The following is a 26,999-nucleotide window of genomic DNA, read 5'->3' as shown; positions in this document are numbered from 1 at the left end:
AAGAACATCTGCCCGGGCTGCGAGCGCACGGTGGACATGAAAGACGGCAAGACCGATTTCTGCCCGCACTGCGGCCTGTGCCTGTTCGACCACTGCGGCCACTGCCACACGCGCAAGAACGCGTTTGCGCGGTACTGCTTCTCGTGCGGCACGGCGGCCGATGCGCCGACTGTCGGCGAGCCGTCGGCTTTGGTCGGATGAGGCGGCACCAGAAATGGCGACTGTGGGTTCACTCGGGCACAAGCTCACACTTTTGAATCAGTGGGGCGTGTGATCGCTCCGGTAATAATTCTTTTCGCTTAACGGCATGAAGATCGAACAGGTGGCGCCGGGGCCAGGACCCAGGGACGCGTTCAGCAATTTTTTTGAGGGAGGAGAGCCATATGGCCATGGATGAAACGAGCACCGCCACGGGGGCGACCAAAACGGCGGGCTTTCAGTTGACGCCGCCCGAGGTCATTGAACCGGTGGGGCAGGATGTGGCGAAGACGGCGGTGCCGTTGTCGCCTGCGGTGTCCAGCGCGGTGGAAGACCAGGTGGACCGGTTCGTCGCGAGCCTGTTGAACGAGGACCTGCAGAGCGAGAGCTTTCGCGCCAAGCTCGACAGTGCCTTCGCGCTGGGGCGTGAAGAGGTCTCTGTGGCGGCCAGCCTGATGCAGGGGCGCTTCATGGAACGCAACTTCATCGGCATGGAGAGCAGCCAGGCGTTCAAGGCGATCCAGGACATGCGCGGCCAGCTGGACGCGCTCAACCCGGGCAAAGACGGGGACCTCTTCCAGCCCCAGAAACTGCTGGGCTTCATTCCGTTTGGCAACCGCCTGCAGACCTACTTCCGCAAGTTCCAGAGCGCGGGGGGGCAGCTGCAAAAGAGCATGGAGCAGCTGTATTCGGCGCGCGACGACATGCAGCGCGACGTGGTGGAGATCGAAGCGACGCGCACCAAGCTGTGGGACGCGATGCAGAAGCTGGCGGGTGCCATCAAGTTCGCCGAGTCGCTCGACACCAAACTGCATTCGAAGGTGGAGGCACTCAAGGCCACCGATCCGCAGCGTGCCAAATCGCTGGAGCAGGAGGTGCTGTTTTATGCGCGTCAGAACCTGCAGGACATGCTGACCCAGCAGGCGGTGTGCACCAACGGCTATCTGGCGCTGGACGTGCTCAAGAAGACCGGCCGCGAAATGATGAACGGCTGCAGCCGCGTGGCCACCACCGGCATGAGCGCGCTGGCGGTGGCGCAGACGGTGGCTCGGGCCACCGGCAACCAGATCAAGGTGATGGAGATGCTCTCGGGCGTCAACAGCACGATCGAGAACCTGATCGCCGAGACCGGACGCCAGCTCAACACCCACGTCGACAAGACCACGCAGTTTGCGCAGGACCCGATGGTGGGCATCGAGAAGCTCAAGGAAATGTTTGACCAGACCTTCAAGGCCATGGACGCGATGGACGACTTCCGCTCCAAGTCCATTGCGGTGATGGGACAGAACAACCAGATCATTGCGGCCGAGATCAAACGGTCCGAGCAGTACATCGACAAAGTGCGCATGCAGCAGGCCCGCTCGGCCACCAGCGAGCAGCTCAGTGGCCCCGTCAAGCTTTGATGCCTGACCGAGCCGGCAACCTTTCCCCACTTTTTCAATCAAGGAGTTTCAAATGGCAACCCGTTACATCATGCAGCGCGACACCCGCGCCTGGCGCCTTCAAGTCCGTGTCGCTTTTGGTCTGTCGGTGCTGTGCGCCGGGCTGGGGGTGGTCCAGATGCCCGGGCAGGACCTGGATCGCGCCTTCCTGGCCATCGGCATGTTCTTCTGTCTGTTCGCCACCTTCGCTGTGGCCAAGACGCAGCGCGACAACCGCGACGGCCAGGTCGACACCTCGCAATGGGTGATGGCTGTGTGGATCGCTTTTGCCGCCGCGGTGTTGCTGACCGGCTGGGGCCTCTGGCGCATGCAGATCGACATCTGGCAGAAGTACTACATGCTGGTGAGCTGGCTGTTCCTGGTGAGTTCGACCTTCACGCTGTCTAAGACGGTGCGCGACGCGCAGGAAGCCGACCTGCTGGCGCGCCGTGTGGCGGACGCTCGTGAAGCCGGGGCGCAAAAAGACCCGGTCTGACGCTCGCGCTCAACGGGACCGCTTGGACGCCAGGAAGCGGTCCTGTTTCATCAGACCTTCGGCCGCACTGCGGCCGATTTTCTTTTCGCGCTGGGTCACTTCTTCATGCAGTGAGGAGAGCTGACGCAGCATGGTGGTTTCGGCCGACGCCTGACCGTCCAGCAGGGGGCTCTGCCGCTGCGCTGCAGGCACGCGCAGAAAGGCCTCCAGGGTGTCGGGCACGTAGCGGCGCAGGCATTCGCGCAGGTACATCCGGTCTTCGTTGGTGAAGTGCTCGTCCACGCCTTTTGCGTGGATGGCGATGCGGACAACGGACTCTTTGATTGCCGTGAGTCTTTGGAGGGCCACCTCGCCCAGGTCGTTTGAGGCGTCTTCAAGCACCCGGTCAAATGCATCGAGTGTCGCGGGATCAAAGAGCGGTTGCGCGGGCGCGGCCTGGGTGGCTTGACCTGCCTGGCGCCGCGCCCAGACCATGCCCGCCAGGCCCAGCACCGCGATCGCCGCGCCGCCCAGAATCGTCAGGCCCGAAGACTGTATGACGCCCAGCAGCCCCAGGACGGTGCCGCAGGCCACCAGCACGCCAGCACCGATGAGCAGACCGCTGGGGGCCTGTTGTGTGCCCGTCCGTTCAGGGGCCAGTTGTTCCGCGAGAGGGGCGCCCATGGCGTTGCGCAGGTGGATGCGCAAGACGCGTTCGCGCACCTCGGGGTGGGCCGGGAGGTCGGCCGCTTCCCGTCGGCGTTGTTCGATCAGTGCGGTGCGCCGGTTGATGGGGCCATCGGCGCTGATCACTCGCGGCTCTTCGTCGGACGGATTCATCGGGTGGATGGAGGTGGCATGTTTGGCCAGGATTGTGCCCGCTGAACGGCGCTTGCTCGATGCCGGCTTGGGGCGCAGGCGCAACCCATGGGCGCCTGGCTGCGTTGGCAGCAGCGCCCGGGAGGGGCCTCAAGCGGCGGCCGTCGATTCCTCGCGCACCAGCCGCGCCATGGCCCACAGCCCCAGCGCCGGCCCCACCGCCAGCCAGGGCAGCAGCGCCTCCAGGCGCACGGTCTGCGCCAGCGAGACGAACAGCAGGATGCTCACGATGGAGATGCCGAAGCCGATGCTGTTGGTGAGCGTGAGCACGCTGCCCACAGCCTGCGGTGGCGCGTTGCGCGCGGTGAGGGTGGAGAACTGCGGCGAGTCGCCCGAGACGGTGGTGCCCCACAGCAGCAGCCAGCCGTAGAACAGCGGCGCCGGCGCATCCAGCGCGAAGGGCGTGGCCAGGCAGCAGAGCCCGCTGGTGGCCAGCTGCAGCGTGGCCACGCGCGCACTGCCCCAGCGCAGCGCCAGCCAGCCGCCGCCCGCGCAGCCGATCAGCCCCGCACCCAGCACCCAGAACGCGGCCCACGACAGCTCCGTCCCGCTCAGGCGGGTGGCCAGCACCAGCGGCACCATCACCCACATGGTGTACAGCTCCCACATGTGGCCGAAGTAGCCGAGCACCGAGGCGCGCACGCGGCCGTCGGTCCACAGCGTGCCCAGCGCGCGCCACTGCAGGGTGGTCACGCGGGCCACCGCACCGGGTGGATCGCCGGTGCCGAAGAACAACAGCAACCCGCCCGCCGCCGCCAACGCGGCCACGCCCAGCATGAGGGTGGGCCAGGGCAGGCTGCCGCTGAGCGCGCGCAGCGCGTGGGCGCTGGCCGAGCCCAGCACCAGCGCGCCGATCAGCAGGCCCAGCGCCGCGCCCAGGCCGCGCGTGTACCACTGCGCGGCGATCTTCATGCCCACCGGGTAGATGCCGGCCAGGAACACGCCCGTGAGAAAGCGCCAGGCCAGCAGGGCCTCGTAATGCGTGACCATGGCCCAGGCGCCCACGGTGCAGCCCGCGCCCGCGAGCGCACAGACCAGGAACACGCGGCGCGGCGCAAAGCGGTCGGCGATGGCGAGCAGGGCGAACACCAGCGTGCCGACGATGAAGCCGAACTGCAGCGCCGAGGTCAGCGGCCCCACGGCGCTGGCGGGCCAGCCCAGCTCGCGCTGCAGGTCGGGCATGACGGCGTTGACCGCGAACCAGAGCGAGGTGCCGGCGAACTGGGCGAGCACCAGCACGGGCAGGATGTGGCGGGGGACAGGGGCCTGGGTCATGGGCACACTCTAGCGGCTGGGGCGCGGCGCCGGTAGTCGCGCAGCCGATCCGGCCCTGCCGCTGGCATCACGCTGCGATACCCGTGGCTTCGCTTCACGATTCTTTGCACGCAGAACGGTACTGCTTCACCCGGGCTGCGCACCATGGCGCCACCAGCATGTGCTGGGGCCCTGAAAGTCCGTATGCAACCCGTTTCCGTTTCCCGTCGTGCTGCTGTGCAGCGCGGCATCGCCGCCCTGGGGCTGGCCGCCGTGGTCGCCGGCCTGGCCGGCTGTTATGTGGTGCCCATCGACCCGCGCACCGGCCAGCCCGCGGCGGTGCCCAGCGGCGCCCCGGTGGTGGCGCCGGCCCCCGCGCTGCCGGTCAGCTTTCCGGCCCGGCTCTACCCGGCCAACGAACTGGCCAGCGGCTACGGCGTCATCAACGCCACCGTCACCAACGACCTGCACGGCCGCGGCACCTTCAACGCCCACATCAACGGCGAGAGCTTCGTGGGCGAGGCCACGCGCAAGGCCGGTTCTTCACGCGAAGGCGTGGCCAATGGCGCCGGCAACCGCGGCGGTTTTCTCAGCTGCCAGTATTCGATGAACTCGGCCACGCTGGGCACGGGCAGCTGCCGCCTGAACAACGGCGCGGTGTTCACGATGCACGTGGGGAATTGAGCCCCCACGCTCCGCCGCTGACGCGGGTCGCTGCCCCCCGAGGGGGCTGACCTTGCTCGGGGCGGCCCTTCGCTGCGGTCGTTGAGCCCCCACGCTCCACCGCTGACGCGGGTCGCTGAGCAGGACGCTGCCAGAGTCAGCGTCACTTTGCGCCGTCCAGACGTGCGCAGGCACGTCCGGAGCCGCGGCGCAAAGCCCCTCGGGGGCTGGGCCTGCCTTGGGACGGTCCGGCGGCTGGCCCGTCTGAGCCCCCACGCGTCGGCGCTGCGAGGGGCGCAGCGTTGCTCTTGAGTGTCAGTCCGGTTGGCGGGCTGCGACCTCGGTTTCCACCGCCGCCGGTCCGGCCTTGAGGTGGCCGACGTACTGCAGGGCCTGTTCGGTGCGCACCGAGGGCACGTCGCCTTCGCGCATGTGCAGCAGGTCGGCCGGGCTGACGAGCAGCGGGTCGGCGCTGGTCAGCGGCAGCTGGGCCTGCTGATAGGCCTCCAGCACGAACTGCGAGCAGAAGAAACGGTCGTTGCGCGCCGCGCCGAGCTGGATGGCCGCCAGGCCGCGGATGCAGAAGTCGCGCACCAGGCCCGGGATCAGCGGCAGTTCGCAGTACTGGCGCTGCAGGGTGAAGGGCGCCTGCAGCACGATGCCGAAGGTGTTGTATTTCTTGCCGTCGTGCTGGCCGGCGAAGCGGCGCATCGCCTCGGCGTGTTCGGGTTTCAGGCCGGGGTGGCGGAAGGCGACGACGGTCGATTCGTCGGCCATGAAGTCGGCCGTGGAACGGATGCGCACGCCCGCGCCCACGGCTTCGGCCACGCGGTCGTCGCCGAGGTAGAGCGAGGCGTGGCTCACGGGCGCCACCGTCAGCGCCCGGATGCCCATGGACACGATGCCCGCGGTGTTGGACAGGATGATGTCGCCCGCCTTCAGGTCGGCCGGGGCGATGCGCTGGCCACCGTTGGCCGGGGTGAGCAGCAGGCGGTTCTGCAGCCGCACCGGCGACTGGCCCTCGGTGAGGGCCATCGGGTCCACGCGGCTGGCGCAGCCGGCCAGGCCGGCAATCAGGGCCATCAGCATCAGCGTGCGGGCGATCAGCGGCATGGGGGCTCCGGTCGGTGGGGGTCAGACGCCGCGCGCGCGGTCGGCCTTGAACTGCTGGCGGAAGGCCTCGAAGCGGTCGGCGTCCAGCGCGTTGCGCACGTCCTGCATCAGGTTCAGGTAGTAGTGCAGGTTGTGGATGGTGCTGAGCATGGGGCCGAGCATTTCGCCGCAGCGGTCCAGGTGGTGCAGGTAGGCGCGGGAAAAGCCGTCGCGTCCGCCGTCGGCCCAGCTCACGCCCGCCTTGCCCGCGCAGGCGTAGCAGGTGCAGGTCGCGTCCAGCGGCTGGTGGTCGGTCTTGTGGCGCGCGTTGCGGATCTTCAGGTCGCCGAAGCGGGTGAACAGCGTGCCGTTGCGCGCGTTGCGCGTGGGCATGACGCAGTCGAACATGTCCACGCCGTCGGCCACGCCCTGCACCAGGTCCTCCGGCGTGCCCACGCCCATGAGGTAGCGGGGCTTGTGGGCGGGCAGGCGGTGCGGCGTGTGCGCCATGATCTGCAGCATCTGTTCTTTGGGTTCGCCCACGCTCACGCCGCCGATGGCGTAGCCGGGGAAGTCCATCTCCACCAGCGCTTCCAGCGACTCCTGGCGCAGGTGCTCGAACATGCCGCCCTGCACGATGCCGAACAGCGCGTTGGGGTTCTCCAGCCGGGCGAATTCGGCCTGGGAGCGCACGGCCCAGCGCCGGCTCATCTCCATGCTCTTGCGCGCTTCGGCCTCGGTGGTCAGATGGCCGTTGGTCTCGTAGGGCGTGCACTCGTCCAGCTGCATGACGATGTCGCTGTTGAGCCCGGTCTGGATCTGCATGCTCACCTCGGGCGACATGAACAGCTTGTCGCCGTTGACGGGCGAAGCGAAGGTCACGCCCTCTTCGGTGATCTTGCGCATCGCGCCCAGGCTCCAGACCTGGAAACCGCCCGAGTCGGTGAGGATGGGCTTGTGCCACTGCTCGAAGGCGTGCAGGCCGCCGAAGCTGGCCATGACCTCGCGGCCGGGCCGCATCCAGAGGTGGAAGGTGTTGCCCAGGATGATCTGGGCGCCCATGTCTTCCAGGCTGGCGGGCATGACGCCCTTGACCGTGCCGTAGGTGCCCACGGGCATGAAGATGGGGGTCTCAACCACGCCGTGGTTGAGGGTGAGGCGGCCACGGCGTGCGTGGCCTTCGGTCTTGAGAACGTCGAACTGGAGCATGCCGGCGATTGTCGCCGAGCAAGGCGGCCGACCTGCCGCCGGGCCGCCCCAAGGCAGGTCAGCCCCCGTTGGGGGGCAGCGACCCGCGCAGCGGCGGAGCGTGGGGGCACTTTACACCTGCCGCCGGGCCGCCCCAAGGCAGGTCAGCCCCCGTTGGGGGGCAGCGAGCCGCGCAGTGGCGGAGCGTGGGGGCCCTTTACACCTGCCGCCGGGCCGCCCCAAGGCAGGTCAGCCCCCGTTGGGGGCAGCGAGCCGCGCAGCGACGGAGCGTGAGGGCCCGTTGCTCAGAGGGGCTTGGACGCCGGTTCCAGCGCCAGGATCCACGACACCAGCTTGGCGGCGTCGACTTCGGTGATGGCCACCTTGTTCGGCGGCATGGACAGGCCGCTGACCTTGCCCTTCCAGTGGCTCTCGTACGGGCTGGAGCCGGCCATGACCGTGGCGGTCAGCTGCTGCTGCGCGCCCTTGACGCTCTTGTATTTGGCGGCGACGTCGCGCCAGGCCGGGCCAATGGGGGCCAGGCCGCCCGGGCCTTTGGCGCCCGGTTCGATGTGGTGGCAGGTCATGCAGCCGGCGTTGGTGGCGAGCTGGATGGCCGCTGCGTCGTCGGCCGGGCCGGCCCAGGCGGTGGTGGCCAGCAAGGCCGATGCGAGCAGCAGGGTGTGGCGTTTCATGGGGCGATCTCCGTGGGTTTGTGGTGAATGAAGTCAGGCTAGCAGCGGCGCCGACCGCGCATTTGATCTTTGTCAAGACCGCCAGAGCCCGTCGCAAAGTGCGACAGCCGGGCCGACGGGCGCTGCCGCGCTGTGGTCAGCGCGCCGCACCGGCCGCCGTCAGCGGCGCCACGACCAGCACGGTGCGGTTGCGGTCTTCCACCACCCAGAGGCGGCCCAGGTGGTCCACCGTGGCGCCGGCCGGCGTGCCCAGCGGCCGCACGCCGGGGCGGGCCTGCCAGCCGCTGACGATGTCCTGGCGCGGGCCCTGAGGCGCACCGTCGGCACCCAGCCGCCAGCCCACGATGCGCTGGCCGCCCGCGCGGTAGCCGTGCCACACGGCCAGCAGGTGGCCGCTCCAGGGGGTGGCGCGCTGCCCGGCGCCGGCCGGCGGCACGGCCAGCAGTTGCAGTGGCGCCACGTGGGCCGGCCAGGCCTGGTGGGGTGCGCGCTGGGGGGCGCCGCAACCGGCACGGCCTTCGTAACCGCGGGCGACCACGCTGCGGCCTTTCGCATCGCTCACGCAGCCGGGCCAGCCGTGTTGCGAGCCCGCGACCAGCGCGTTGAGTTCTTCGGCGGGGGCCTGGGCGTCGGGGTAGTCGACCGAGTTTTCGGCCTGCCACAGCCGTTCGGCACCTCTGGCGCTGCGGACCACCGCCAGCCCCAGCGAGTTGCGCAGGCCCAAGGCGTGCGGCTGCAGCGACTGCAGGGTGTGGTTCGGGCCACCCAGCACGGCCCGGTACACCGCGGCGCGCGGCCGCGGCCCGCCGGTTTCCGGGCAGGGCAGGGGCTGTTGCTGCTGGTCGTCGCGGCAGGCGTCGGTGGCCGAGCCCACGTTGATGAAGAGTTGCCCACCGCCGCCAAAGGCCAGTTCCTTGAGCGGGTGGGCGCCGTCGGCCGGCAGGCCGGTGACCACGTCCTCGCGCCGCACCGCGTCGGCCACCGGGGTGCGCCAGACGGTGCCGGCCTCGCCCACGTAGACCCGTCCATCGGGGCCGCGCGCCAGGCCGTGCGGGCGGTCCAGCCCGCTGACCAGGGTGCGCAGGGTGGGCGGTTGCGTGTCGGTGCGCAGTTCCAGCAGGCGGCCGCGGCGCGGTTCCCAGCTGCCCATGTCCACGATCCAGAACCGGTGGGGTGCCACCTCCAGCAGGCGGCGCGGCATCTGCAGCCCCTGCGCGGCGCTGGCCACCAGCCCCGCGCACCAGCCGGTGGGCACCCGCAGATCGACGCGCGGATGGCCCGCGCACAGGCCGCGGGTGGCGTAGGCGTGCGGGGTGGCGGCCGCGACGGGTCCCCAGGTGCCGGCCAGCGCGGCCAGGGCGAGCGCGGCCCGCACCAGGCGGGCGATCAGCGCGCGGGGATCAGGGGGCTGGCGGCGAACACGGGCGCGAGCGCCGGTGAGGGCTCCGAGCGGTCCCAACCCCAGGCGAACAGGATGGCCAGTCCCAGCGAGAGGACCAGGGCCAGACCCAGACGGAGCAGCATTTCGACCACAGAAGCACCCGTGTGATGTGTTGAGCAAAGGACCGCATTTTGTCCGCATGTTGGGGCAATGATCTTAAAAAAAGACAACAAAGGTATGCAAATGTGTGCCGCTTGGCACGCCGGCATGGCGGATCGTCCACGCGTCGGCCCCGGCCCAGCTCAGGGCGCCTGGGCGCCGGCACCGAAGCGCTGGGCCACCAGGGCGCGCAGCCACTGGTGGCCGGGGTCGCGGTGCAGGTGGGCGTGCCAGAGCTGCGCAATGGTGCTGGTGGGCAGTTTCAGGCCCAGCGGCCGGCTCACCAGGTCGTGCGGCCCGGCCAGGCGTTCGGCCAGCCGTTCGGGCACGGTGGCCACCAGATCGGTGCGGGCGAGCACCTGCCCCAGGGCCACGTAGTGCGGCACCGTCAGCTGCACCCGGCGCGCCACGCCCAGGCGCTGCAGCGCCTCGTCCACCTGACCGTGGGCCGTGCCGGCCGAGACCACCCGCACATGGGCGGCCTGGCGGTAGCGCGCGGCGCTCAGCGCAGTGCTGCCGGCCAGCGGGTGGCCGGCGCGCATCAGCGCCACATAGCGCTGGCGGAACAGCGCCTGCTGGAAAAAACCGCCCTGCAGCTGTGGCAGCGGGCCCAGGGCCAGGTCCACCCGCCCGGCGGCCATCTGTTCGCGCAAGCCGGTGTCGGCCACCGGCAGGCTGCGCAGGGTGATGCCAGGGGCCTCGTGCGCCAGCGCGTCCATGAGATCGGGCAGGAAATAGAGCTCGCCCACGTCGGTCATGGCCAGGGTGAAGCAGCGCTCGCTGCGCGCGGGTTCGAAGGACGCCTGCACGTTGAGCGCGCCCTGCAGCCCCTGCAGCGCCTGCGCCACCGGGCCGGCGAGCTGCTGCGCGTACGGCGTGGGCGCCATGCCCGCGGGCGTGCGCACGAAGAGCTCGTCGCCCAGCGCGTCGCGCAGCCGGCGCAGCGCGTTGCTCACCGCGGGCTGGCTCAGGCCCAGCGATTCGGCCACGCGGGAGACGCGGCCGTCCTGCACCAGGCGGTCGAACACGAGCAGCAGATTGAGGTCGAATTCGTGAAGCTTCATGGCCCATCACATTCATGTGGTGAATACAGCGTATCACCGCCACGGGATTGCCGGTTCTGGGGTGGGCCGCGATCATGCGGTCCACAAGAACACCCCCGGAGACCGCCATGTCCGCATCCCCCGACGCCCTGCACTGGGAAGGCGGCGGCACCAGCCGCATCCCTTTCGCCGTCTACACCGACGAGCAGCGCCACCAGCGCGAGCTCGACCGCTTCTTTTACAAGGGCCACTGGTGCTACGTGGGCCTGGAGGCCGAGATCCCCAACGCCGGCGACTTCAAGCGCACCGTGGTCGGCGAGCGCTCGGTCATCATGACCCGCGCGGCCGACGGCCAGATCCACGTGGTGGAGAACGTCTGCGCCCACCGGGGCATGCGCTTCTGCCGCAAGCGCCACGGCAACGCCACCGAGTTCGTCTGCCCCTACCACCAGTGGAGCTACGCGCCCAACGGTGACCTGCAGGGCGTGCCGTTCCGCCGCGGCGTGCGTCAGGACGGCAAGGTCAACGGCGGCATGCCGGCCGACTTCAACCCCAAGGACCACGCGCTGACCACGCTGAAAGTCGCGGTGCGCGGCGGCGTGGTGTTCGCGTCCTTCGATCACGATGTCGAGTCGCTCGAAGACTACATGGGCCCGACCATCCTGCGCTACTTCGACCGCCTGTTCAACGGCCGGCAGCTGACCATCCTGGGCTACAACCGCCAGCGCATCCCCGGCAACTGGAAGCTGATGCAGGAGAACATCAAGGACCCCTACCACCCGGGCCTGCTGCACACCTGGTTCGTCACTTTCGGCCTCTGGCGCGCCGACAACAAGAGCGAGCTGCGCATGGACGCGCACCACCGCCACGCGGCCATGGTCTCCACCCGCGGCAGCATGGGCCAGGCCAGCGGCCAGGCGGCACAGGTGACCCAGGTGTCGAGCTTCAAGGCGGCGATGGAATTGGAGGACAAGCGCTTTCTGGATATCGTGCCCGAGCCCTGGTGGCAGCTGGGTGAACAGATGCCGACGGCGGTCATGACGACGCTCTTTCCGAGCGTGATCTTCCAGCAGCAGGTCAACAGCGTGAGCACACGCCACATCCAGCCCGACGGCCATGGCGCCTTCGACTTCGTCTGGACCCACTTCGGCTTTGAAGACGACACGCCCGATATGACCGAGCGCCGCCTGCGCCAGGCCAACCTGTTCGGTCCGGCCGGTTTCGTGAGCGCCGACGACGGCGAGGTGATCGAGTTTTCGCAGCAGGCCTTCGACAGCAAGCCGCAGCACCGCGCGCTGGCCGAACTGGGCGGGCGCGAGGTGGGTGAGACCGATCACATGGTGACCGAGACGCTGATCCGCGGCATGTACGAGTACTGGCGCAAGGTGATGGAATGCCCTGAGCCGTCTGCCGCGCAGGAGGCTTCGACATGAGCGCATTGGTCAAAGTGGATTTCGACACCTGGCAGGCCTTGCAGCAGCTCTACAGCGACTACGCCTCGGCGGTGGACAGCGGCCAGTGGGAACTGTGGCCTGACTTCTTCACCGCCGACGGCGGCTACAAGCTGCAACCGCGCGAGAACCATGAGCGCGGCTTCCCTCTCTCGACGCTGGCGTTCGACAGCCAGGCCATGTTGCGTGACCGCGTCTACGGCATCCAGGAGACGCTGTTCCACGACCCGTATTACCAGCGCCATGTGGTGGGTGCGCCCGTGGTGCGCGCGGTGGACGCGCAAGGCCGCTGGCACTGCGAAGCCAACTACGCGGTGTTCCGCACCAAGCTCGACGGCGCCAGCAGCGTGTTCAACGTGGGCCGCTATCTGGACATCGTTGTGAACACGCCTGACGGGTTCCGGTTCGCGCAACGCCACTGCATCTACGACAGCGAAATGATCCCGAACTCGATCATCTATCCCATCTGAACAGGGCGGAACTCATGAGCAATTGGACCGACGTGGCCGCCGAGGCCGATCTGTTTGAAGGCGCCGGCATTCCGGTGGCGCCGGGCGGGCGCGACATTGCGCTGTTTGCGGTGGACGGCGAGGTGTTCGCCACCGACAACGTCTGCACGCATGGCAATGCGAAGCTGTGCGACGGCTTTGTGGAAGGCCACGAGATCGAGTGCCCCTTCCACCAGGGCCGCTTCGACCTGCGCAGCGGTGCGCCAACGTTCGCTCCCTGCACCGAAGCCATCAAGGTTTGGCCGGTGAAGGTGGAGGGCGGGCGAGTGTATCTCAACCTGGCTTGAATTCGGCAGTGTCTGCATTCAACGGGCGGGCTCGCAGAAGATACGGCGAGCGCCGATCGCCTATGTGGTGGGCTATGCCGGAGCCGGTCCCAATGTCGAAGGCAGATGGTTTCTGGCGGTGGCCAGCAGGGTGGCGCAGTGTGTCCTCTCCTCACCGTCGATCGCATAAACCTCGGCCGCACAAACGCTCAACTGCCGGCCTTGGTCCACCACCCGGCCGATCGCCCGCAGGTGGGTGCCACGCGCGGGCGCGAACAGCTTGACGGTGCCATCGATGGTGGCGTTGCTGCCCCCCGAAGGCAGCAGAGTGGCAGCGGCCGCGACGGCTGCGAAGTCGGCAATGGCAAAGATGGCCGTCGCCTGCAGCTGGCCTTGGCGAAAACAGAGGGAAGGCAGGATCGGCATTTCGATCTCGACATGGCCGGGCGCCAACTGGACGAAGCGCAATTGCAGCGTGGCTGCGATCGGCATGGCGAGAATGGTGTCGCGAAGGTGGTCAAGCGAAGTCATCTGTGGCTCCAGGATGAAGAAGGAATCACCAGCCTACAAAAGCTCGCATTGAGCGAGGATCGCCATACTTGCCTTCATGAAAATTTCCGAACTCGCCCGCCTGTCCAATGTTTCGGTGCATCGGTTGCGGCGCTACGAAACGCTGGGGTTGTTGCAGGCTGGGCGCTCGCCGTCGGGGCACCGCGACTTCGCCAGCGGTGCGGTGCGCGAGGCCATCTTCATCGCGATGAGCCGCGACCTGGGTTTCTCGCTGGAGCGCGTGGCCGAGGTACTGCCTCGTTACCGGGCGGGCACGCTGTCTTTCGACGACATGAAGGCGTTCATGGAAGAGCGCATCGCGGAGGTGGATGCGGCCCTGGCGGAACAGCGAGCGCTGCGGCGGCGACTGGTGCAGCATGTGCGGTGGCTGACGCGCCGCAAGGCCACCTTCGCGCGGCGCAGGGAGCCGAAGAATCCGTTCACGCTTTCCGAGCGGTCGAAGCGCCAGCGCTGACGAGTGGGCGGGTGTTCCTGAACTTGGCGTGATCCAGGCTTCAGATCACCCAGGGCATGGGCAGATCCGGTTTCATGACCATCAGCCAGAACACGGCGAGCATGGCGACAAAAGCCGGATAACCCAGTGCCTCCCACCAACGGGTAAAACGCCAATAGCGTGGGGGTACATCGCTACCCGCCGCAGCGGCGATGGCGGCCATCCGTGCCATCTGCAGTTGCAGCCACACGACCGGTAGCCAGAAGGCGCCGGTCAAGACATACAACATCAGCGACCAAGCAATCCAAGGCGTGCTCAGCGGCCAGCCCGCCAGATGCGCCATCGCGATGCCCGTGATGGGCTGGACGATGACCGCTGGCGTGGTGAACCAGAGGTCTGCGCGCACCACCAACCGCGACACCACGGTCTGCGCGGCCAGACTCCCGCTGCGGTTGGTGAAGAACATGAAGAAGGCTGTGCCCAGCCCGGTGCCGACCAGCAACACGCTGGAGACGATGTGCAGGGTTTTCAACAGCAGATAGGTGTTCATGCGCGCGAGTCAAGACTCCACAGCACCAGCAGTGCCGCGGCGATGGGTAGGTTCTTGCTCAGCGGTCCGAGTGGGTGCAACCACCAGCCCGGATCGATGGCGGTGGCGAGCGCCGTCATGATGCCCATGACGAGCAGCGCTGTGCTGTAGGCCGGCCGCCCCGGGCGCCACCACAGCCACACACCCAGCAGCGCATCGGTGGCGGCACCGGCCCCAATCAGCGCATGTTTCAACCCTGGCCAGGTATCGGGCAGCGCGGCCAGCAGCGCCAGGCTGCGTCCGTTCCATTCCCACAGCGAGGCGAATGCCGTCCACAACCAGACAAAGACCAGGCTGAGACGCAGCCAGCGAAGTTCCGGGCTCGGCATGGTTTTCAGGCGGTGTCGGTGACCATGCCCCAGCGGGCGAATTCGGGCGCGAATGCTTCCAGTGGCAGCAGGCTGGTGGCTGTGTGGGCGCCGGGTGGCGGTCCGTTGCCACGCGCGAGGCGCCGCGCCAGCAGGATGGCAGCCATGCAGGGGATCTCGGGGCCGTGGTCCAGGTCGGCCGCGATGTCCCAGCGCGCGCTGACCTGCTGGCCAGAGGGGCCTTGCCCGGTCACTTGCACATACATGCCTCCCAGCGCGCTGCCCCAGCGATCGAACAGCGGCGCCCCGCGCAGCAGCCAGGGCGCCAAGGCTTGGGGGCGTGGCAGCAGTCGCCAGCGGCGCATAGCCGCCAGCCAGGCGAAGGCGGTTTGCGAGAGTGGCACCTCCAGCGCGGCGAGGAACGTCACCGTGTCGGTCACCTGGTAGTGGGCGGGAAACAGCTCCAGGTCCGGGATGTCGCACAGCGCGGCGCGCCGCGGTTTCATGCGCGGAAACCGCACCGGGCCGGGGCGGGCCCAGCCGAGGGCTTGTTGCCAGCGTCCGTCGCGCCAGATGTCGATCGGCGCGCCGCAGTAGCTGAGCACGGCCTCCAGCGTGGCGACACCGCGCGGGGCCGTCTGGGCCGGGGCGATGCAGATGTCGATGCGGTGAATGGCCTGCCAGCCTTTTGCGAGATGGTCCACCACCGCCGACGATAGTGCGGGAACGGTGCTCGCACCGCTGATGGCGCAACGCTGCGCTTGCACGAACCGCGCCTGCATGGCGGCAGGGAAGTCGCACACGAAGCGGCGGCCGTCTGCGAGGTCGATGTAGTGCGCGCCCGCGTCGGCACAAGCCTCGGCCACTGCGTAGCCTTGCGCCTGAAACGGCCCGGCGGTGTGGATCACCAGATCAACGTGTTGCGCCCTCAGCCGCCCGGCCAGCTGCGCATCGCTGGCGTCGACCACCATGGCTGCGGCGTTGGACCCGATTTCTCGGACCATCGCTGTCGCCCGGGCTTCGTTCCGTCCACCGATCAACAGGCAAATGGCTGGGTCGTTTGCGAGGGCCTTGACGATGCGGGCGCCAAAGTTGCCATAGCCGCCCAGCACGAGCACTTTGAGCGGCGAATCGGTGCGGGACAAGTGCATGGACCGATCTTACGGGCGCCGCTCCAGCAGCATCGCATCCCCGTAGCTGAAGAAGCGGTAGCCCTGCGCCACCGCGTGGCGGTAGAGCGCCATCACGTGCTCGTAACCTGCAAACGCGCTGACCAGCATCATCAGCGTGCTCTTGGGCAGGTGGAAGTTGGTGACCAGCACATTCACCACGCGGAACTGGAAGCCCGGCGTGATGAAGATGTTGGTGTCGCCTTGCACTTCGCCACTGCGTGCCCAGCTCTCCAGTGTGCGCACCGTGGTCGTTCCCACCGCCACCACGCGGCCGCCGCGCGCGCGGCAGTCGGCGATCGCTTGCACAGTCTCGGGCGGGATGGCGTAGCGCTCGTGGTGCATCACGTGCTCTTCGATGCGCTCGGTCTTCATCGGCGCGAAGGTGCCGGCGCCCACGTGCAGGGTCACATTGGCGCGCTGCACGCCGCGTGCTGCCAGCGCGGCCAGCACGCCTTCGTCGAAATGCAGCGCGGCGGTGGGCGCGGCCACGGCGCCGGGCACGCGCGCGAACACGGTCTGGTAGCGGCGCTCGTCGTCGGCGTCGTCCGTGTGGGTGATGTAGGGCGGCAGGGGCACGTGACCGTGGCGCGCCATCAGCTCGTAGGGCGTTTCGCCCGCGGGGCCCTGCAGGCGCAGGCGGAACAGCTGCCCCTGCTCGTCGGGCCAGCGGCCGATGAAGACCGCATCGAAGCCGCCGCTTTTCAAACCGCCGGCCAGGTGCAGCAGGCCGCCGGGCTGCGGCTTCTTGCTCACGCGGATGTGCGCCACCACTTCCTGCCCCGAACCGTCCAGCGCCTCGTGCGGCAGCAGCACACGCTCGACCAGAATCTCGAACTTGCCGCCGCTGGCTTTCTCGCCGAAGAGGCGCGCCTTGACCACCTGCGTGTCGTTGAACACCAGCAGGTCGCCGCTGCGCAACAGGCCGGGCAGCTCGCGGAAGATGCGGTCCACCGGCTGCGGCCCTGTGCCGTCGAGCAGGCGCGAGGCGCTGCGTTCGGCGGCCGGGTGCTGGGCGATCAGGGCTTCGGGGAGGGTGAAATCGAAGTCGGCGACGGTGAAGGTGCGTGCCGGAGAAGACGAAGAAGAGGTCATGCTGCTTGAGGGCCGGACGGGGCCCGTTCCAAGTGAAGATATGGATGGAAATACAGGCAGAATTGTCCCATGCCCGACGCCCCGTCCGCCGCCCCCCGCAAGGAACTCTCTGCGCCGCAGAAGGCGATGCACAAGCTCGGCCTGGTGCGCGACATCGACTTGGCGCTGCACCTGCCGCTGCGCTACGAGGACGAAACCCGCATCGTCCCCCTGCGCGAGGCGCGCGACGGCGCAGTGGTGCAGGTCGAGGGGGTGGTCACGCAGCAGGACATCACCTACCGCCCGCGCCGCCAGCTGCTGGTGACGTTGGACGACGGCAGCGACACCTGCACCCTGCGCTTCTTCAGCTTCTACCCGGCGCACCAGAAAACCCTGGCCGTGGGTGCGCGGGTGCGCGTGCGGGGCGAGGTGCGCGGCGGCTTCATGGGCAAAACCATGATGCACCCGGCCTTCCACGCGGCCGGCGGCGACTTGCCCGAGGCGCTGACCCCGGTCTACCCGACCAGCGCCCAGCTGCCCCAGGCCTACCTGCGCAAGGCGGTGGTGTCGGGGCTCAAACGCGCCGACCTGAGCGAGACCTTGCCGCAGGCGGTGCTGACCTCGTTGCAGGAGACCCTGCGCGGGCTGCGCGCGCCGCTGCTGTCGCTGCGCCAGGCGCTGGAATACCTGCACCACCCGGGGCCGGATGTGTCCCTGGCGGCGCTGGAAGACCGCAGCCACCCGGCCTGGCAGCGGCTGAAGGCCGAGGAGCTGCTGGCCCAGCAGCTCTCGCAACTGACCGCCAAGCGCGAGCGCGATGCCCTGCGGGCGCCGGCCCTGACGACCCAGGCCGGCGGTCTGCACGAACAGCTGCTGGCCGTGCTGCCGTTTGCGCTGACGGCCGCGCAGCGCCGCGTGGGCGAAGAGATCGCGCGCGACCTGGCGCGGCAGGTGCCCATGCACCGCCTGCTGCAGGGCGACGTGGGCTCGGGCAAGACGGTGGTGGCCGCGCTGGCCGCGGCGATCGCCATGGACAGCGGCTGGCAGTGCGCGCTGATGGCGCCGACGGAAATCCTGGCCGAGCAGCACTTCGCCAAGCTCATCGGCTGGCTGGAGCCCTTGCTGGCGCCGCTGGGCAAGCGCGTGGCCTGGCTCACCGGCAGCCAGAAGAAAAAGCAGCGCGGCGAGATGCTGGCGCTCATCGCCAGCGGTGAGGCGGCGCTGGTGGTGGGCACGCACGCCGTGATCCAGGACCAGGTGCAGTTCCAGAACCTGGCGCTGGCCATCATCGACGAGCAGCACCGCTTTGGCGTGGCGCAGCGGCTGGCGCTGCGTTCCAAGATGGGGGGCGCCGAGCTGGGCGCGGGTGAGCCGCATCTGCTGATGATGAGCGCGACCCCGATTCCCAGAACGCTGGCGATGAGCTACTACGCCGACCTCGACGTGTCCACCATCGACGAGCTGCCGCCCGGGCGCACGCCCATCGTGACCAAGGTGGTGTCCGACAGCCGCCGCCACGAGGTGATCGAACGCATCCACGCCCAGGTGAGCGAGGGCCGGCAGGTTTACTGGGTCTGCCCGTTGATCGAGGAGAGCGAGGCGATCGACCTGTCGAACGCGACCGAAACCCATGCGGAACTCAGCGCGGCGCTCAATGGATCTCATGCGCCTTTCCGGCGAGACCTGTCCCTCTCCAAGGCACCAGAGGGTCCGGCTCTGCCGGCCCAAGGGCGCGTTCCCCCTCCCAGCGCCGAAGGCGCGACAGAGAGGGGGGAAGCCGCGCCAGCGGCGCAGGGGGGGGCGCCTGTTCTGGTCGGCCTGCTGCACTCGCGCATGCCGGTGGCCGAGAAGAAGGCGGTGATGGGCCTGTTCAGTGGCGGCCAGATGGGCGTGCTGGTCTCGACCACGGTGATCGAGGTGGGGGTGGACGTGCCCAACGCTTCGCTGATGGTGATCGAACACGCCGAGCGTTTTGGTCTCTCGCAGCTGCACCAGTTGCGCGGTCGCGTGGGGCGCGGCGCCGCTGCCTCGGCCTGCGTGCTCATGTACACGCCCAACGAAGGCGGCCGGCTGGGCGAGACCGCGCGCGAGCGCCTCAAGGCCATGGCCGAGACCAACGACGGCTTCGAGATCGCCCGCCGCGACCTGGAGATCCGCGGGCCCGGCGAGTTCCTCGGCGCCCGCCAGTCCGGTGCGGCGCTGCTGCGTTTTGCCGACCTGGCCACCGACACGCACCTGCTGGAATGGGCGCGCACCGCGGCGGCCGAGATGCTGACCCGCTTCCCCGAAGCCGCCGAGCGGCACGTGGGCCGCTGGCTAGGTACCAAGGCTGAATATCTGAAGGCTTGACCCCCCCGCGCCGGAGGGGAAATTTGTCCAGGGCACCGCGGAACCGGCTTCGCCGGGCCGCCAGTGCCGCCCCCTGGGGGGTGACGCCGCAGGCGGCGCGGGGGGTACCATCGCGCCATGACCCTGACGGAACTCAAATACATCGTGGCCGTGGCGCGCGAGCGCCACTTTGGCAAGGCGGCCGAGGCCTGCTTCGTCTCGCAGCCCACGCTGTCGGTGGCGATCAAGAAGCTGGAAGAGGAGCTCGAACTCAAGATCTTCGAGCGCAACGCCAGCGAGATCGCCGTCACGCCGCTGGGCGAAGAGATCGTGCGCCAGGCCCAGACCGTTCTGGAGCAGGCGGCGGCCATCAAGGAAATCGCCAAGCGCGGCAAGGACCCGCTGGCCGGCCCCCTGCGCCTGGGGGTCATTTACACCATCGGCCCCTACCTGCTGCCCAACCTGGTGCGCCAGGTCATCGAGCGCACGCCGCAGATGCCGCTGATGCTGCAGGAGAACTTCACCGTCAAGCTGCTGGAACAGCTGCGCCTGGGCGAGATCGACTGCGCTGTGCTGGCCGAACCCTTCCCGGACACCAACCTGGCCATCGCGCCGCTGTACGACGAACCCTTCATGGCGGCGGTCCCGTCCAGCCACCCGCTGGCGCAGCGCAAGGCCATCACCACCGAAGAGATCAAGAGCGAGACCATGCTGCTGCTGGGCACGGGGCACTGCTTCCGCGACCACGTGCTGGAGGTCTGCCCCGAGTTCGCGCGGTTTTCCAACGACACCGAAGGCATCCGCAAGAGCTTCGAAGGCTCGTCGCTGGAGACCATCAAGCACATGGTGGCCGCCGGCATGGGCGTGACCCTGGTGCCGCGCCTGTCGGTGCCGCGCTCGGCCATCGAGGGCACGGCGGACGCCGCCCGCGACCGCGATCGCGACCGGGACGACGAGGCCTTTGTGCGCTACCTGCCGTTCGACGGAGACCCGCCCACGCGCCGCGTGGTGCTGGCCTGGCGCCGCAGTTTCACGCGCTACGCGGCCATCGCCGAGCTGCGCAACGCCATCTACGCCTGCGAACTGCCCGGCGTGCGGCGCCTGTCCTGAATGACACCCCCTGCGCCGTCCCGCAGCGCCGGTTCTGCGGCGTGTGCGGCGTCCGTTTCCACCGACCTGCCGAGTGCCTGCCGTGTTTGATCGCCTGCCCCTCTACCTCGACCTGATCCGCTGGAACCGCCCCGCCGGCTGGCTGCTGCTGCTCTGGCCTTCGCTGTCGGCGCTGTGGATCGCCGCGCAGGGCTATCCGGGGCTGCACCTGCTGGCGGTGTTCGTGGCCGGCACCATCCTCATGCGCAGCGCGGGCTGCTGCGTCAACGACGTGGCCGACCGCGAGTTCGACAAACACGTCAAGCGCACGGCACAGCGCCCGGTGACCAGCGGCCGCGTGGGCGTGAAAGAAGCGCTGCTGGTCGGTGCCGTGCTCGCCTTCGTGGCCTTTCTGCTGGTGCTGACCACCAACACCGCGACCATCGCCTGGTCGGTGCTCGGGCTGGTGCTGTCGCTGGTCTACCCCTACGCCAAGCGCCACGTCTCCATGCCGCAGGCGGTGCTGGGCGTGGCCTTCAGCTTCGGCATCCCGATGGCGTTTGCCGCGGTGACCGAGAACGTGCCCTGGCAGGCCTGGGCGCTGATGGCCGGCAACCTGTTCTGGGTGCTGGCCTACGACACCGAATACGCCATGGTCGACCGCGACGACGACCTGCGCATCGGCATGAAGACCTCGGCCATCACGCTGGGCGACGCCGACGTGCCGGCCGTGACGGCGTTCTACCTGGTGTTCCTGGGCCTCTGGACGGCTGTGCTCTGGGGCCAGGTGAACCCCGTGGTCTGGGGCGCCATGCTGGCGGTGGCGCTGGCCCAGGTGGCCTGGCACTGGCGGCTCATCAAAGACCGCACGCGCGACGGCTGCTTCAAGGCCTTCCGCCTGAACCACTGGCTGGGCTTCACGGTGTTTGCCGGTGTGGTGGCCGGCATTGCCCTGCGCTGACTTACTTGCCGAACTCCTGACCCAGTTCCGCGGCGCGGGTTTGCGCTGCAACCAGGGCCTTCTCGAACAGCGCCTTCATGTCCGAGGCCTCCATCGACGTGATGGCCGCGTAGGTCGTGCCCCCCTTGGAGGTGACGCGCTCGCGCAGGGTCTGCAGCGGGTCGCTGGAGCGCTGGGCCAGGGTGGCGGCGCCCAGGAAGGTGCCGATGGCGAGTTGCTGCGCCACCTCGGGTTCCAGGCCCATGCGGGCGCCCGCGTCGCGCATGGCTTCGAGGAAATAGAACACGTAGGCCGGGCCCGACCCCGAGAGCGCGGTCACGGCGTCGAGGTCCGCTTCCACCTTCACCCACACCAGCTCGCCGGTGGTGCGCACCACCTGTTCAACCAGCGCCTTGTTGTCTGCCGAGACGGCAGCGCGCGCCATCAGGCCGGTCATGCCCAGGCCGACCAGGGCCGGCGTGTTGGGCATGGCGCGCACGATGCGTTCGGTGCCCAGCCAGGCGGCGATGCTCTCGCTGGTGATGCCGGCGGCCACGCTCAGGTGCAGCGCGCCGGCGACAAAAGGGCTGGCTGCGGCGGCGGCGTCTTTGAAGGTCTGCGGTTTGACGGCCCAGACCACCAAGTCGGATGGTTGCAGATCGGCGCTGGCGGCGGACACGATGGTCATGCCCGGGAACTGCTGCGCCAGCTTGGCGCGCTGCTCGTCCCAGGGCTCGACCACCTGCAGGTGGCTTGCCGCATGGCCCTGGCGGACCAGGCCGCCGATGATGGCGCTGGCCATGTTGCCGCCGCCGATGAAGGTGATGAGGGGGTGGGTGGACGTGTTCATGCCGCCATTGTCCCCGAGGCGCGGAGCGCTCAGGGCGCGGTGGTCTGCCTGACCGCGTGCTCCCATTCGGCCATCTTCTCGGCGGCGCGTTCGCGCGACAAGGTGGGGTGGAACACGCGCTCGGCGCGCCACTGCTTCGAGAGTTCGTCCAGCCCGGCGTAGACGCCGCACTGCAGACCCGCGAGGTAGGCCGCGCCCAGCGCGGTGGTTTCGATCACGGCGGGCCGCACCACCGGGATGCCCAGCAGGTCGGCCTGGATCTGCATCAGCAGGTCGTTGACGCAGGCGCCGCCATCGACGCGCAGCTCGGCCACCGGCACGCCGCCGCTGGCCACGGCGTCGCGGCTCATGGCGTCGAGCAAGGCGGCGCTCTGGAAGGCGATGCTTTCCAGAGCCGCGCGCGCGATGTGGGCGATGGTGCTGCCGCGCGTGAGGCCGACGATGGCGCCGCGGCTCTCGGGCTGCCAGTAGGGCGCGCCGAGGCCGGTGAAGGCGGGGACCATGATCACGCCGCCGGCGTCGGGCACGCTTTCGGCCAGCGCCTGCACCTCGCTGCTGGAGGGGATGGCGCGCAGGCCGTCGCGCAGCCACTGGACCACGGCGCCGCCGATGAACACGCTGCCCTCGAAGGCATATTGGGGAAGTCCGGGCGGCTGCGCGGCGGCGGTCGTGATCAGGCCGTTCTGGCTGGTCTGGAAGCGCTCGCCGTTGTGCATCAGCATGAAGCAGCCGGTGCCGTAGGTGTTCTTGGCCATGCCGGCCGAGAAGCAGGCCTGGCCGAACAGCGCGCTCTGCTGGTCGCCGGCCACGCCGCCGATCACCAGCGGTGCGCCCAGCCATTCGGGCCGCACCTCGCCGAAGTGGGCGCTGGAGGGCAGGGCGGTCGGCATCATGGCCGCCGGTATCTGCATGGCCGCCAGCAGTTCGTCGTCCCAGCGCTGGGTGTGCACGTTGAACAGCATGGTGCGCGCGGCGTTGCTGTGGTCGGTGACGTGGGCCGCGCCGCCGGTGAGCTGCCAGATCAGCCAGCTGTCGACCGTGCCAAAGGCCAGTTCACCCGCCTCGGCCTGGGCGCGCGCGCCGGGCACGTGGTCCAGGATCCACTGCAGCTTGGTGCCCGAGAAGTAGGCGTCGATGCGCAGGCCGGTCTTCTGCAGCACAGTGTCGCTCAACCCGCGCTCACGCAGCGCCACGCAGGTGGCTTCGGCGCGCCGGTCTTGCCAGACGATGGCGTTGTAGACCGGCTCGCCGGTTGTGCGATTCCACACCACGGTGGTCTCGCGCTGGTTGGTGATGCCCACGGCGCGGATGTCGGCCGCTTTCAGGCCGGCCTGGGTCAGCGCCTCGCGCGCGGTCTCCAGCTGCGTGGTCCAGAGGTCGCGCGGGTCGTGTTCGACCCAGCCGGGCTGCGGGTAGATCTGGCGGAACTCGCGCTGCGCCATCGCGACCACGTGGCCGTCGTGATCAAAGACGATGCTGCGCGAACTGGAGGTGCCCTGGTCCAGGGCCAGCAGGTAACTCATGGGGGACTCGGCAAAAGAAGGGGAGGACGGAGGTCAGGAGGCCTCGGGCGCCTGGCCGGCAACCACGCATTCCACGTGGCCCTGGGCCAGCAGGCTGTTGAAGGGATGGGGCGGTGGGGCGTCGGTGAACACCACGTCGATGTCGTCGAGGCGGGCCAGTTCGACCATCGCCGGCCGGTTGAACTTGCTGTGGTCGGCCGCCAGCCAGACCTCGCGCGACTGTTCGATGATGGTGCGCGCGACCTTCACCTCGCGGTAGTCGAAGTCGCGCAGCGTGCCGTCGGCCTCGATGCCGCTGATGCCGATCAGGCCGATGTCGACCTTGAACTGGCGCATGAAGTCCACCGTCGCCTCGCCCACGATGCCCTGGTCGCCCGGGCGCACCTGGCCGCCCGCGACGATGACCTCGCAGTCGGGGTTGGCGCTCAGCAGCGCGGCCACGTGCAGGTTGTTGGTGATCACGCGCAGGCCGCGGTGCTGCAGCAGCTCGCGCGCCACCGCTTCGATGGTGGTGCCGATGTTCAGGATCAGCGAACAGCCGTCGGGCACGCGCCGGGCGATCGCGCGCGCGATGCCCGCCTTGCTTTCGGACTGCATCGCCTGGCGCTGCCGGTAGGCGATGTTTTCGGTGGTGGAGCCGGGCAGGCGCACGCCGCCGTGAAAGCGCGAGAGCAGGCCGGCCTCGGCCAGGCGCTGCACGTCGCGGCGCACGGTCTGCAGGGTGACGCCGAAGCGTTCGGCCAGGGCTTCGATGCTCTGGGGGCCGTGGTCGCGCACCACGGCCAGCATTTCGGTGTGTCGGGGTGACAGGTTCATGGGAGCAACGGGTCGGGCGTTTGCATGGAACCGAACATAACGGAAAACCGATTCGGCCCACCAAGGGTAAATACCGAATCAAAAAGAACATAAACGAACAATAAAATCCGCAAAACGAAAGCAACCGGGCTTCGCGGCCCCATCCTGGACAACGCATGCAACTGACTCTGGAGCGCGTGGGCAAGACGGTCGGGCCCTCGGTCCACCTCTACCCCATGAGCCTTTCTCCCACCCCGGGCGCCGTCACGGTGCTGCTGGGCGCGACGCAGGCCGGCAAGACCAGCCTGATGCGCATCATGGCGGGGCTGGATGTGCCCAGCACGGGCGAGGTGCTGGTCGATGGCCGGCCGGTGACCGGCATGCCGGTGCGCGAACGCAATGTCGCCATGGTCTACCAGCAGTTCATCAACTACCCCTCGATGACGGTGTTCGACAATATCGCCTCGCCGCTCAAGCTGGGCGGTCGGCCGCGGGCCGAGATCGACCAGCGGGTGCGCGAGCTGGCGGCGCGGCTGCACATCGAGGTTTTTCTGGACCGCCTGCCGGCCGAGCTGTCGGGCGGACAGCAGCAGCGCGTGGCCCTGGCGCGGGCGCTGGCCAAGAACGCGCCCCTGATGCTGCTGGACGAGCCGCTGGTGAACCTGGACTACAAGCTGCGCGAGGAATTGCGCGAGGAGCTGTCGGCGCTGTTTTCCGCCGGCGACTCCACCGTGGTCTATGCCACCACCGAGCCGGGCGAGGCCCTGCTGCTGGGCGGCTACACCGCGGTGATGGACGCGGGCGAACTGCTGCAGTACGGGCCGACGGCCGAGGTGTTCCACCGCCCGCAGTCGATCCGCGTGGCGCGCGCCTTCAGCGATCCGCCGATGAACCTGATCGAAGGCGAGCTGGCCGAAGGCGGGGTGCGGCTGCCGGGCGGGCTGGTCCTGCCGCTGGTGGTGCCGCCCGGCGCTTCGCGCTCGGTGACGCTGGGCATCCGCGCCGGCGCGCTGCGCGAGCGGGTCCGCGAGGGCGATCTGGCGCTGGCGGGCGTGGTGGAGCTGGCGGAAATTTCGGGCTCGGACACCTTCGTGCACGTGGCCACCGCGGTGGGCGAACTGGTGGCCCAGCTGCCCGGCGTGCACGAATTCGGGCTGGGCGCGTCGCTGTCGCTGCACATGCACCCGTCCCAGGTCTATCTGTTCGACCAGGCCGGCGCGCTGTTGCTGGCGCCGGCCGCTCGCGGGAGGGTCACTCCATGAGCCGCATAGACCTCGACCTCGCCCATTCGTACAAGCCGAACCCGAAGGACGACAGCGACTACGCGCTGCTGCCGCTGAAGATGAGCTTCGAGGACGGTGGCGCCTACGCGCTGCTCGGCCCCTCGGGCTGCGGCAAGACGACCATGCTCAACATCATGTCGGGCCTGCTGGTGCCCTCGCACGGCACGGTGAAGTTCGATGGCCAGGACATGACGCGCGCCACGCCGCAGCAGCGCAACATCGCGCAGGTGTTCCAGTTCCCGGTCATCTACGACACCATGACGGTGGCCGAGAACCTGGCCTTTCCGCTGAAGAACCGCCGGGTGCCGGCCGACCAGATCAAGGTCCGCGTCGGCCAGATTGCCGAGATGCTGGAGATGAGCCACCAGCTGGACATGCGCGCCGCCGGCCTCTCGGCCGACCAGAAGCAGAAGATCTCGCTGGGCCGCGGTCTGGTGCGGCCCGACGTGTCGGCCGTGCTGTTCGACGAGCCGCTCACGGTGATCGACCCGCACCTGAAGTGGCAGCTGCGGCGCAAGCTCAAGCAGATCCACCACGAGCTCAAGCTCACGCTGATCTACGTCACGCACGACCAGGTCGAGGCCCTGACCTTCGCCGACCAGGTGGTGGTCATGACGCGCGGCAAGGTGGTGCAGCTGGGCACACCCGACGCGCTGTTCGAGCGGCCCGCGCACACCTTCGTCGGCCACTTCATCGGCTCGCCGGGCATGAACCTGGTCGAGGTGACGGCGCAGGCCGGTCAGCTGCGCTTCGGCGCGCTGGCGCTGGCCGCGCCGCGCGAACTGCCCGAGGGCGCGCTGCGCCTGGGCATCCGCCCCGAGTACCTGGAACTGGCGCCCGAGGGCGCGCCCGGCACCCTGCCGGGCCGCGTGACGCGGGTGCAGGACATCGGCACCTACCTGCTGGTGACGGTCGACGCGGCCGGGCAGGCGGTGAAGGCCCGGCTGGCCCCCGACGCGCAACTGCCCGCCGTGGGCGACGCCGTGGGCCTGCAGGTGCTGGGGGACCACACCTGCTATTACAAGAACGAGGAGCTCGTCTCATGAGCGTCACGACCAAACCCGTCAACCAGAAAGCCTGGTTCCTGATCCTGCCCGTGTTCATCTGCGTGGCCTTCTCGGCCATCCTGCCGTTGATGACGGTGGTGAACTACTCGGTGCAGGACATCATCTCGCCCGAGCGCCGCGTCTTCGTCGGCACCGAATGGTTCGCCAGCGTCATGCGCGACGAGGACCTGCACGCCGCGCTGTGGAACCAGCTGAAGTTCTCCATGGCCGTGCTGGCGGTGGAGATCCCGCTGGGCATCGCGCTGGCACTGGCCATGCCGGCCGCGGGCTGGAAGGCCTCGGCCACGCTGGTGATCGTGGCGCTGTC

General features: G+C 68.9%; 28 protein-coding genes and 2 pseudogenes. 14 read left to right on the top strand and 16 right to left on the bottom strand.

What is annotated here, in order from left to right; all coding sequences use genetic code 11:
- The 3 genes and pseudogenes from RMP09_RS19425 to RMP09_RS19415 all read left to right on the top strand — a co-directional run.
- A pseudogene (locus tag RMP09_RS19425) lies at positions 1-201 on the top strand (serine endopeptidase); the annotation flags it as partial.
- A 188-nt stretch (positions 202-389) separates the two neighbouring features.
- Complete coding sequence (locus tag RMP09_RS19420) at positions 390-1,601, top strand: toxic anion resistance protein (RefSeq protein ID WP_310567614.1); 1,212 nt, start codon at positions 390-392, stop codon at positions 1,599-1,601.
- A gap of 52 nt (positions 1,602-1,653) precedes the next feature.
- Positions 1,654-2,115: a YiaA/YiaB family inner membrane protein gene (locus RMP09_RS19415; protein WP_310567613.1), complete on the top strand. Its 462-nt coding sequence runs from the start codon at positions 1,654-1,656 to the stop codon at positions 2,113-2,115.
- 9 nt (positions 2,116-2,124) lie between these two features.
- On the opposite strand, the gene RMP09_RS19410 is transcribed toward RMP09_RS19415, so the two are convergent.
- Both RMP09_RS19410 and RMP09_RS19405 read right to left on the bottom strand, forming a co-directional pair.
- The gene (locus tag RMP09_RS19410; RefSeq protein ID WP_310567612.1) at positions 2,125-3,018 is read right to left on the bottom strand and encodes a hypothetical protein; all 894 of its coding nucleotides are present in this window, start codon (positions 3,016-3,018) and stop codon (positions 2,125-2,127) included.
- A 45-nt stretch (positions 3,019-3,063) separates the two neighbouring features.
- Positions 3,064-4,248, bottom strand: coding sequence for an MFS transporter (locus tag RMP09_RS19405; RefSeq protein WP_310567611.1), 1,185 nt, complete (start codon positions 4,246-4,248; stop codon positions 3,064-3,066).
- A gap of 183 nt (positions 4,249-4,431) precedes the next feature.
- Between RMP09_RS19405 and RMP09_RS19400 the strand changes: the two genes are divergently transcribed.
- Positions 4,432-4,911: a hypothetical protein gene (locus tag RMP09_RS19400; RefSeq protein WP_310567610.1), complete on the top strand. Its 480-nt coding sequence runs from the start codon at positions 4,432-4,434 to the stop codon at positions 4,909-4,911.
- Between the two features lie 294 nt (positions 4,912-5,205).
- On the opposite strand, the gene RMP09_RS19395 is transcribed toward RMP09_RS19400, so the two are convergent.
- The 6 genes from RMP09_RS19395 to RMP09_RS19370 all read right to left on the bottom strand — a co-directional run bounded on the left by RMP09_RS19395 (position 5,206) and on the right by RMP09_RS19370 (position 10,469).
- Complete coding sequence (locus tag RMP09_RS19395; RefSeq protein ID WP_310567609.1) at positions 5,206-6,003, bottom strand: distant relative of cell wall-associated hydrolase; 798 nt, start codon at positions 6,001-6,003, stop codon at positions 5,206-5,208.
- A 21-nt stretch (positions 6,004-6,024) separates the two neighbouring features.
- Positions 6,025-7,191, bottom strand: coding sequence for a tRNA guanosine(34) transglycosylase Tgt (tgt, locus tag RMP09_RS19390; protein ID WP_310567608.1), 1,167 nt, complete (start codon positions 7,189-7,191; stop codon positions 6,025-6,027).
- A 284-nt stretch (positions 7,192-7,475) separates the two neighbouring features.
- The gene (locus RMP09_RS19385; RefSeq protein WP_310567607.1) at positions 7,476-7,865 is read right to left on the bottom strand and encodes a c-type cytochrome; all 390 of its coding nucleotides are present in this window, start codon (positions 7,863-7,865) and stop codon (positions 7,476-7,478) included.
- A gap of 136 nt (positions 7,866-8,001) precedes the next feature.
- Positions 8,002-9,240, bottom strand: coding sequence for a hypothetical protein (locus tag RMP09_RS19380; protein ID WP_310567606.1), 1,239 nt, complete (start codon positions 9,238-9,240; stop codon positions 8,002-8,004).
- Positions 9,241-9,251: 11 nt separating this feature from the next.
- Positions 9,252-9,389 (bottom strand): hypothetical protein, encoded by a 138-nt coding sequence (locus tag RMP09_RS19375; RefSeq protein WP_310567605.1) that lies wholly within the window; start codon positions 9,387-9,389, stop codon positions 9,252-9,254.
- Between the two features lie 159 nt (positions 9,390-9,548).
- Positions 9,549-10,469: a LysR family transcriptional regulator gene (locus RMP09_RS19370; RefSeq protein WP_310567604.1), complete on the bottom strand. Its 921-nt coding sequence runs from the start codon at positions 10,467-10,469 to the stop codon at positions 9,549-9,551.
- 107 nt (positions 10,470-10,576) lie between these two features.
- Here RMP09_RS19370 and RMP09_RS19365 point away from each other — a divergent pair, with 107 nt between their 5' ends.
- From RMP09_RS19365 to RMP09_RS19355, 3 genes are read left to right on the top strand one after another with little or no spacing between them, the layout of a single operon-like run.
- The gene (locus RMP09_RS19365) at positions 10,577-11,881 is read left to right on the top strand and encodes an aromatic ring-hydroxylating dioxygenase subunit alpha (protein WP_310567603.1); all 1,305 of its coding nucleotides are present in this window, start codon (positions 10,577-10,579) and stop codon (positions 11,879-11,881) included.
- Positions 11,878-12,369, top strand: a complete 492-nt coding sequence (locus RMP09_RS19360; protein ID WP_310567602.1) for an aromatic-ring-hydroxylating dioxygenase subunit beta — start codon at positions 11,878-11,880, stop codon at positions 12,367-12,369. The genes RMP09_RS19365 and RMP09_RS19360 overlap by 4 nt, the downstream gene beginning before the upstream one ends.
- A gap of 14 nt (positions 12,370-12,383) precedes the next feature.
- The gene (locus RMP09_RS19355) at positions 12,384-12,695 is read left to right on the top strand and encodes a non-heme iron oxygenase ferredoxin subunit (RefSeq protein ID WP_310567601.1); all 312 of its coding nucleotides are present in this window, start codon (positions 12,384-12,386) and stop codon (positions 12,693-12,695) included.
- A gap of 72 nt (positions 12,696-12,767) precedes the next feature.
- Here the strand turns inward: RMP09_RS19355 and RMP09_RS19350 are convergent, their stop codons facing one another.
- Entirely contained in the window at positions 12,768-13,205 is a 438-nt protein-coding gene (locus RMP09_RS19350) for a PaaI family thioesterase (RefSeq protein WP_310567600.1), read from the bottom strand.
- Between the two features lie 76 nt (positions 13,206-13,281).
- Here RMP09_RS19350 and RMP09_RS19345 point away from each other — a divergent pair, with 76 nt between their 5' ends.
- Positions 13,282-13,698 (top strand): MerR family transcriptional regulator, encoded by a 417-nt coding sequence (locus RMP09_RS19345; RefSeq protein WP_310567599.1) that lies wholly within the window; start codon positions 13,282-13,284, stop codon positions 13,696-13,698.
- Between the two features lie 40 nt (positions 13,699-13,738).
- On the opposite strand, the gene RMP09_RS19340 is transcribed toward RMP09_RS19345, so the two are convergent.
- The 4 genes from RMP09_RS19340 to queA are packed head-to-tail and all read right to left on the bottom strand — an operon-like array spanning position 13,739 to position 16,838.
- On the bottom strand, positions 13,739-14,227 hold the full coding sequence (locus RMP09_RS19340; RefSeq protein ID WP_310567598.1) for a DUF2269 domain-containing protein: 489 nt from the start codon (positions 14,225-14,227) through the stop codon (positions 13,739-13,741).
- Positions 14,224-14,595 (bottom strand): DoxX-like family protein, encoded by a 372-nt coding sequence (locus RMP09_RS19335; RefSeq protein WP_310567597.1) that lies wholly within the window; start codon positions 14,593-14,595, stop codon positions 14,224-14,226. Before RMP09_RS19335 ends, RMP09_RS19340 begins: the two co-directional genes overlap by 4 nt.
- A gap of 5 nt (positions 14,596-14,600) precedes the next feature.
- Positions 14,601-15,725: a saccharopine dehydrogenase family protein gene (locus tag RMP09_RS19330; protein WP_310567596.1), complete on the bottom strand. Its 1,125-nt coding sequence runs from the start codon at positions 15,723-15,725 to the stop codon at positions 14,601-14,603.
- Between the two features lie 9 nt (positions 15,726-15,734).
- Positions 15,735-16,838 (bottom strand): tRNA preQ1(34) S-adenosylmethionine ribosyltransferase-isomerase QueA, encoded by a 1,104-nt coding sequence (queA, locus tag RMP09_RS19325; protein WP_310567595.1) that lies wholly within the window; start codon positions 16,836-16,838, stop codon positions 15,735-15,737.
- A 69-nt stretch (positions 16,839-16,907) separates the two neighbouring features.
- Between queA and RMP09_RS19320 the strand changes: the two genes are divergently transcribed.
- The 3 genes from RMP09_RS19320 to ubiA all read left to right on the top strand — a co-directional run bounded on the left by RMP09_RS19320 (position 16,908) and on the right by ubiA (position 21,195).
- Complete coding sequence (locus RMP09_RS19320; protein ID WP_310567594.1) at positions 16,908-19,166, top strand: ATP-dependent DNA helicase RecG; 2,259 nt, start codon at positions 16,908-16,910, stop codon at positions 19,164-19,166.
- Between the two features lie 117 nt (positions 19,167-19,283).
- Positions 19,284-20,255, top strand: a complete 972-nt coding sequence (locus RMP09_RS19315) for a hydrogen peroxide-inducible genes activator (RefSeq protein ID WP_310567593.1) — start codon at positions 19,284-19,286, stop codon at positions 20,253-20,255.
- A gap of 82 nt (positions 20,256-20,337) precedes the next feature.
- A complete protein-coding gene (gene ubiA, locus RMP09_RS19310; protein ID WP_310567592.1) occupies positions 20,338-21,195 on the top strand; it encodes a 4-hydroxybenzoate octaprenyltransferase in 858 nt (285 codons plus the stop codon).
- Position 21,196: 1 nt separating this feature from the next.
- Here the strand turns inward: ubiA and proC are convergent, their stop codons facing one another.
- Genes proC through RMP09_RS19295 form a run of 3 tightly spaced genes read right to left on the bottom strand, consistent with a single transcriptional unit; the run spans position 21,197 to position 24,363 of the window.
- Positions 21,197-22,024 carry a pyrroline-5-carboxylate reductase gene (gene proC / locus RMP09_RS19305; RefSeq protein WP_310567591.1) on the bottom strand — a complete coding sequence of 276 codons (828 nt, stop codon included), beginning with the start codon at positions 22,022-22,024 and terminating at the stop codon, positions 21,197-21,199.
- A 29-nt stretch (positions 22,025-22,053) separates the two neighbouring features.
- Positions 22,054-23,547: a glycerol kinase GlpK gene (gene glpK, locus RMP09_RS19300; protein WP_310567590.1), complete on the bottom strand. Its 1,494-nt coding sequence runs from the start codon at positions 23,545-23,547 to the stop codon at positions 22,054-22,056.
- Positions 23,548-23,580: 33 nt separating this feature from the next.
- Positions 23,581-24,363: a DeoR/GlpR family DNA-binding transcription regulator gene (locus RMP09_RS19295; RefSeq protein WP_310567589.1), complete on the bottom strand. Its 783-nt coding sequence runs from the start codon at positions 24,361-24,363 to the stop codon at positions 23,581-23,583.
- Between the two features lie 155 nt (positions 24,364-24,518).
- Here RMP09_RS19295 and RMP09_RS19290 point away from each other — a divergent pair, with 155 nt between their 5' ends.
- The 3 genes and pseudogenes from RMP09_RS19290 to RMP09_RS19280 all read left to right on the top strand — a co-directional run.
- A complete protein-coding gene (locus tag RMP09_RS19290) occupies positions 24,519-25,604 on the top strand; it encodes an ABC transporter ATP-binding protein (protein WP_310567588.1) in 1,086 nt (361 codons plus the stop codon).
- Positions 25,601-26,671, top strand: a complete 1,071-nt coding sequence (locus RMP09_RS19285) for an ABC transporter ATP-binding protein (RefSeq protein WP_310567587.1) — start codon at positions 25,601-25,603, stop codon at positions 26,669-26,671. Before RMP09_RS19290 ends, RMP09_RS19285 begins: the two co-directional genes overlap by 4 nt.
- Positions 26,668-26,999: pseudogene (locus RMP09_RS19280) on the top strand (sugar ABC transporter permease); the annotation flags it as partial. The gene RMP09_RS19285 and the pseudogene RMP09_RS19280, both read left to right, overlap by 4 nt.

Source organism: Hydrogenophaga sp. (genome assembly GCF_031426985.1).
Classification (GTDB): domain Bacteria; phylum Pseudomonadota; class Gammaproteobacteria; order Burkholderiales; family Burkholderiaceae_C; genus Hydrogenophaga.
This window is presented reverse-complemented; position numbering and strand designations above follow the sequence as displayed.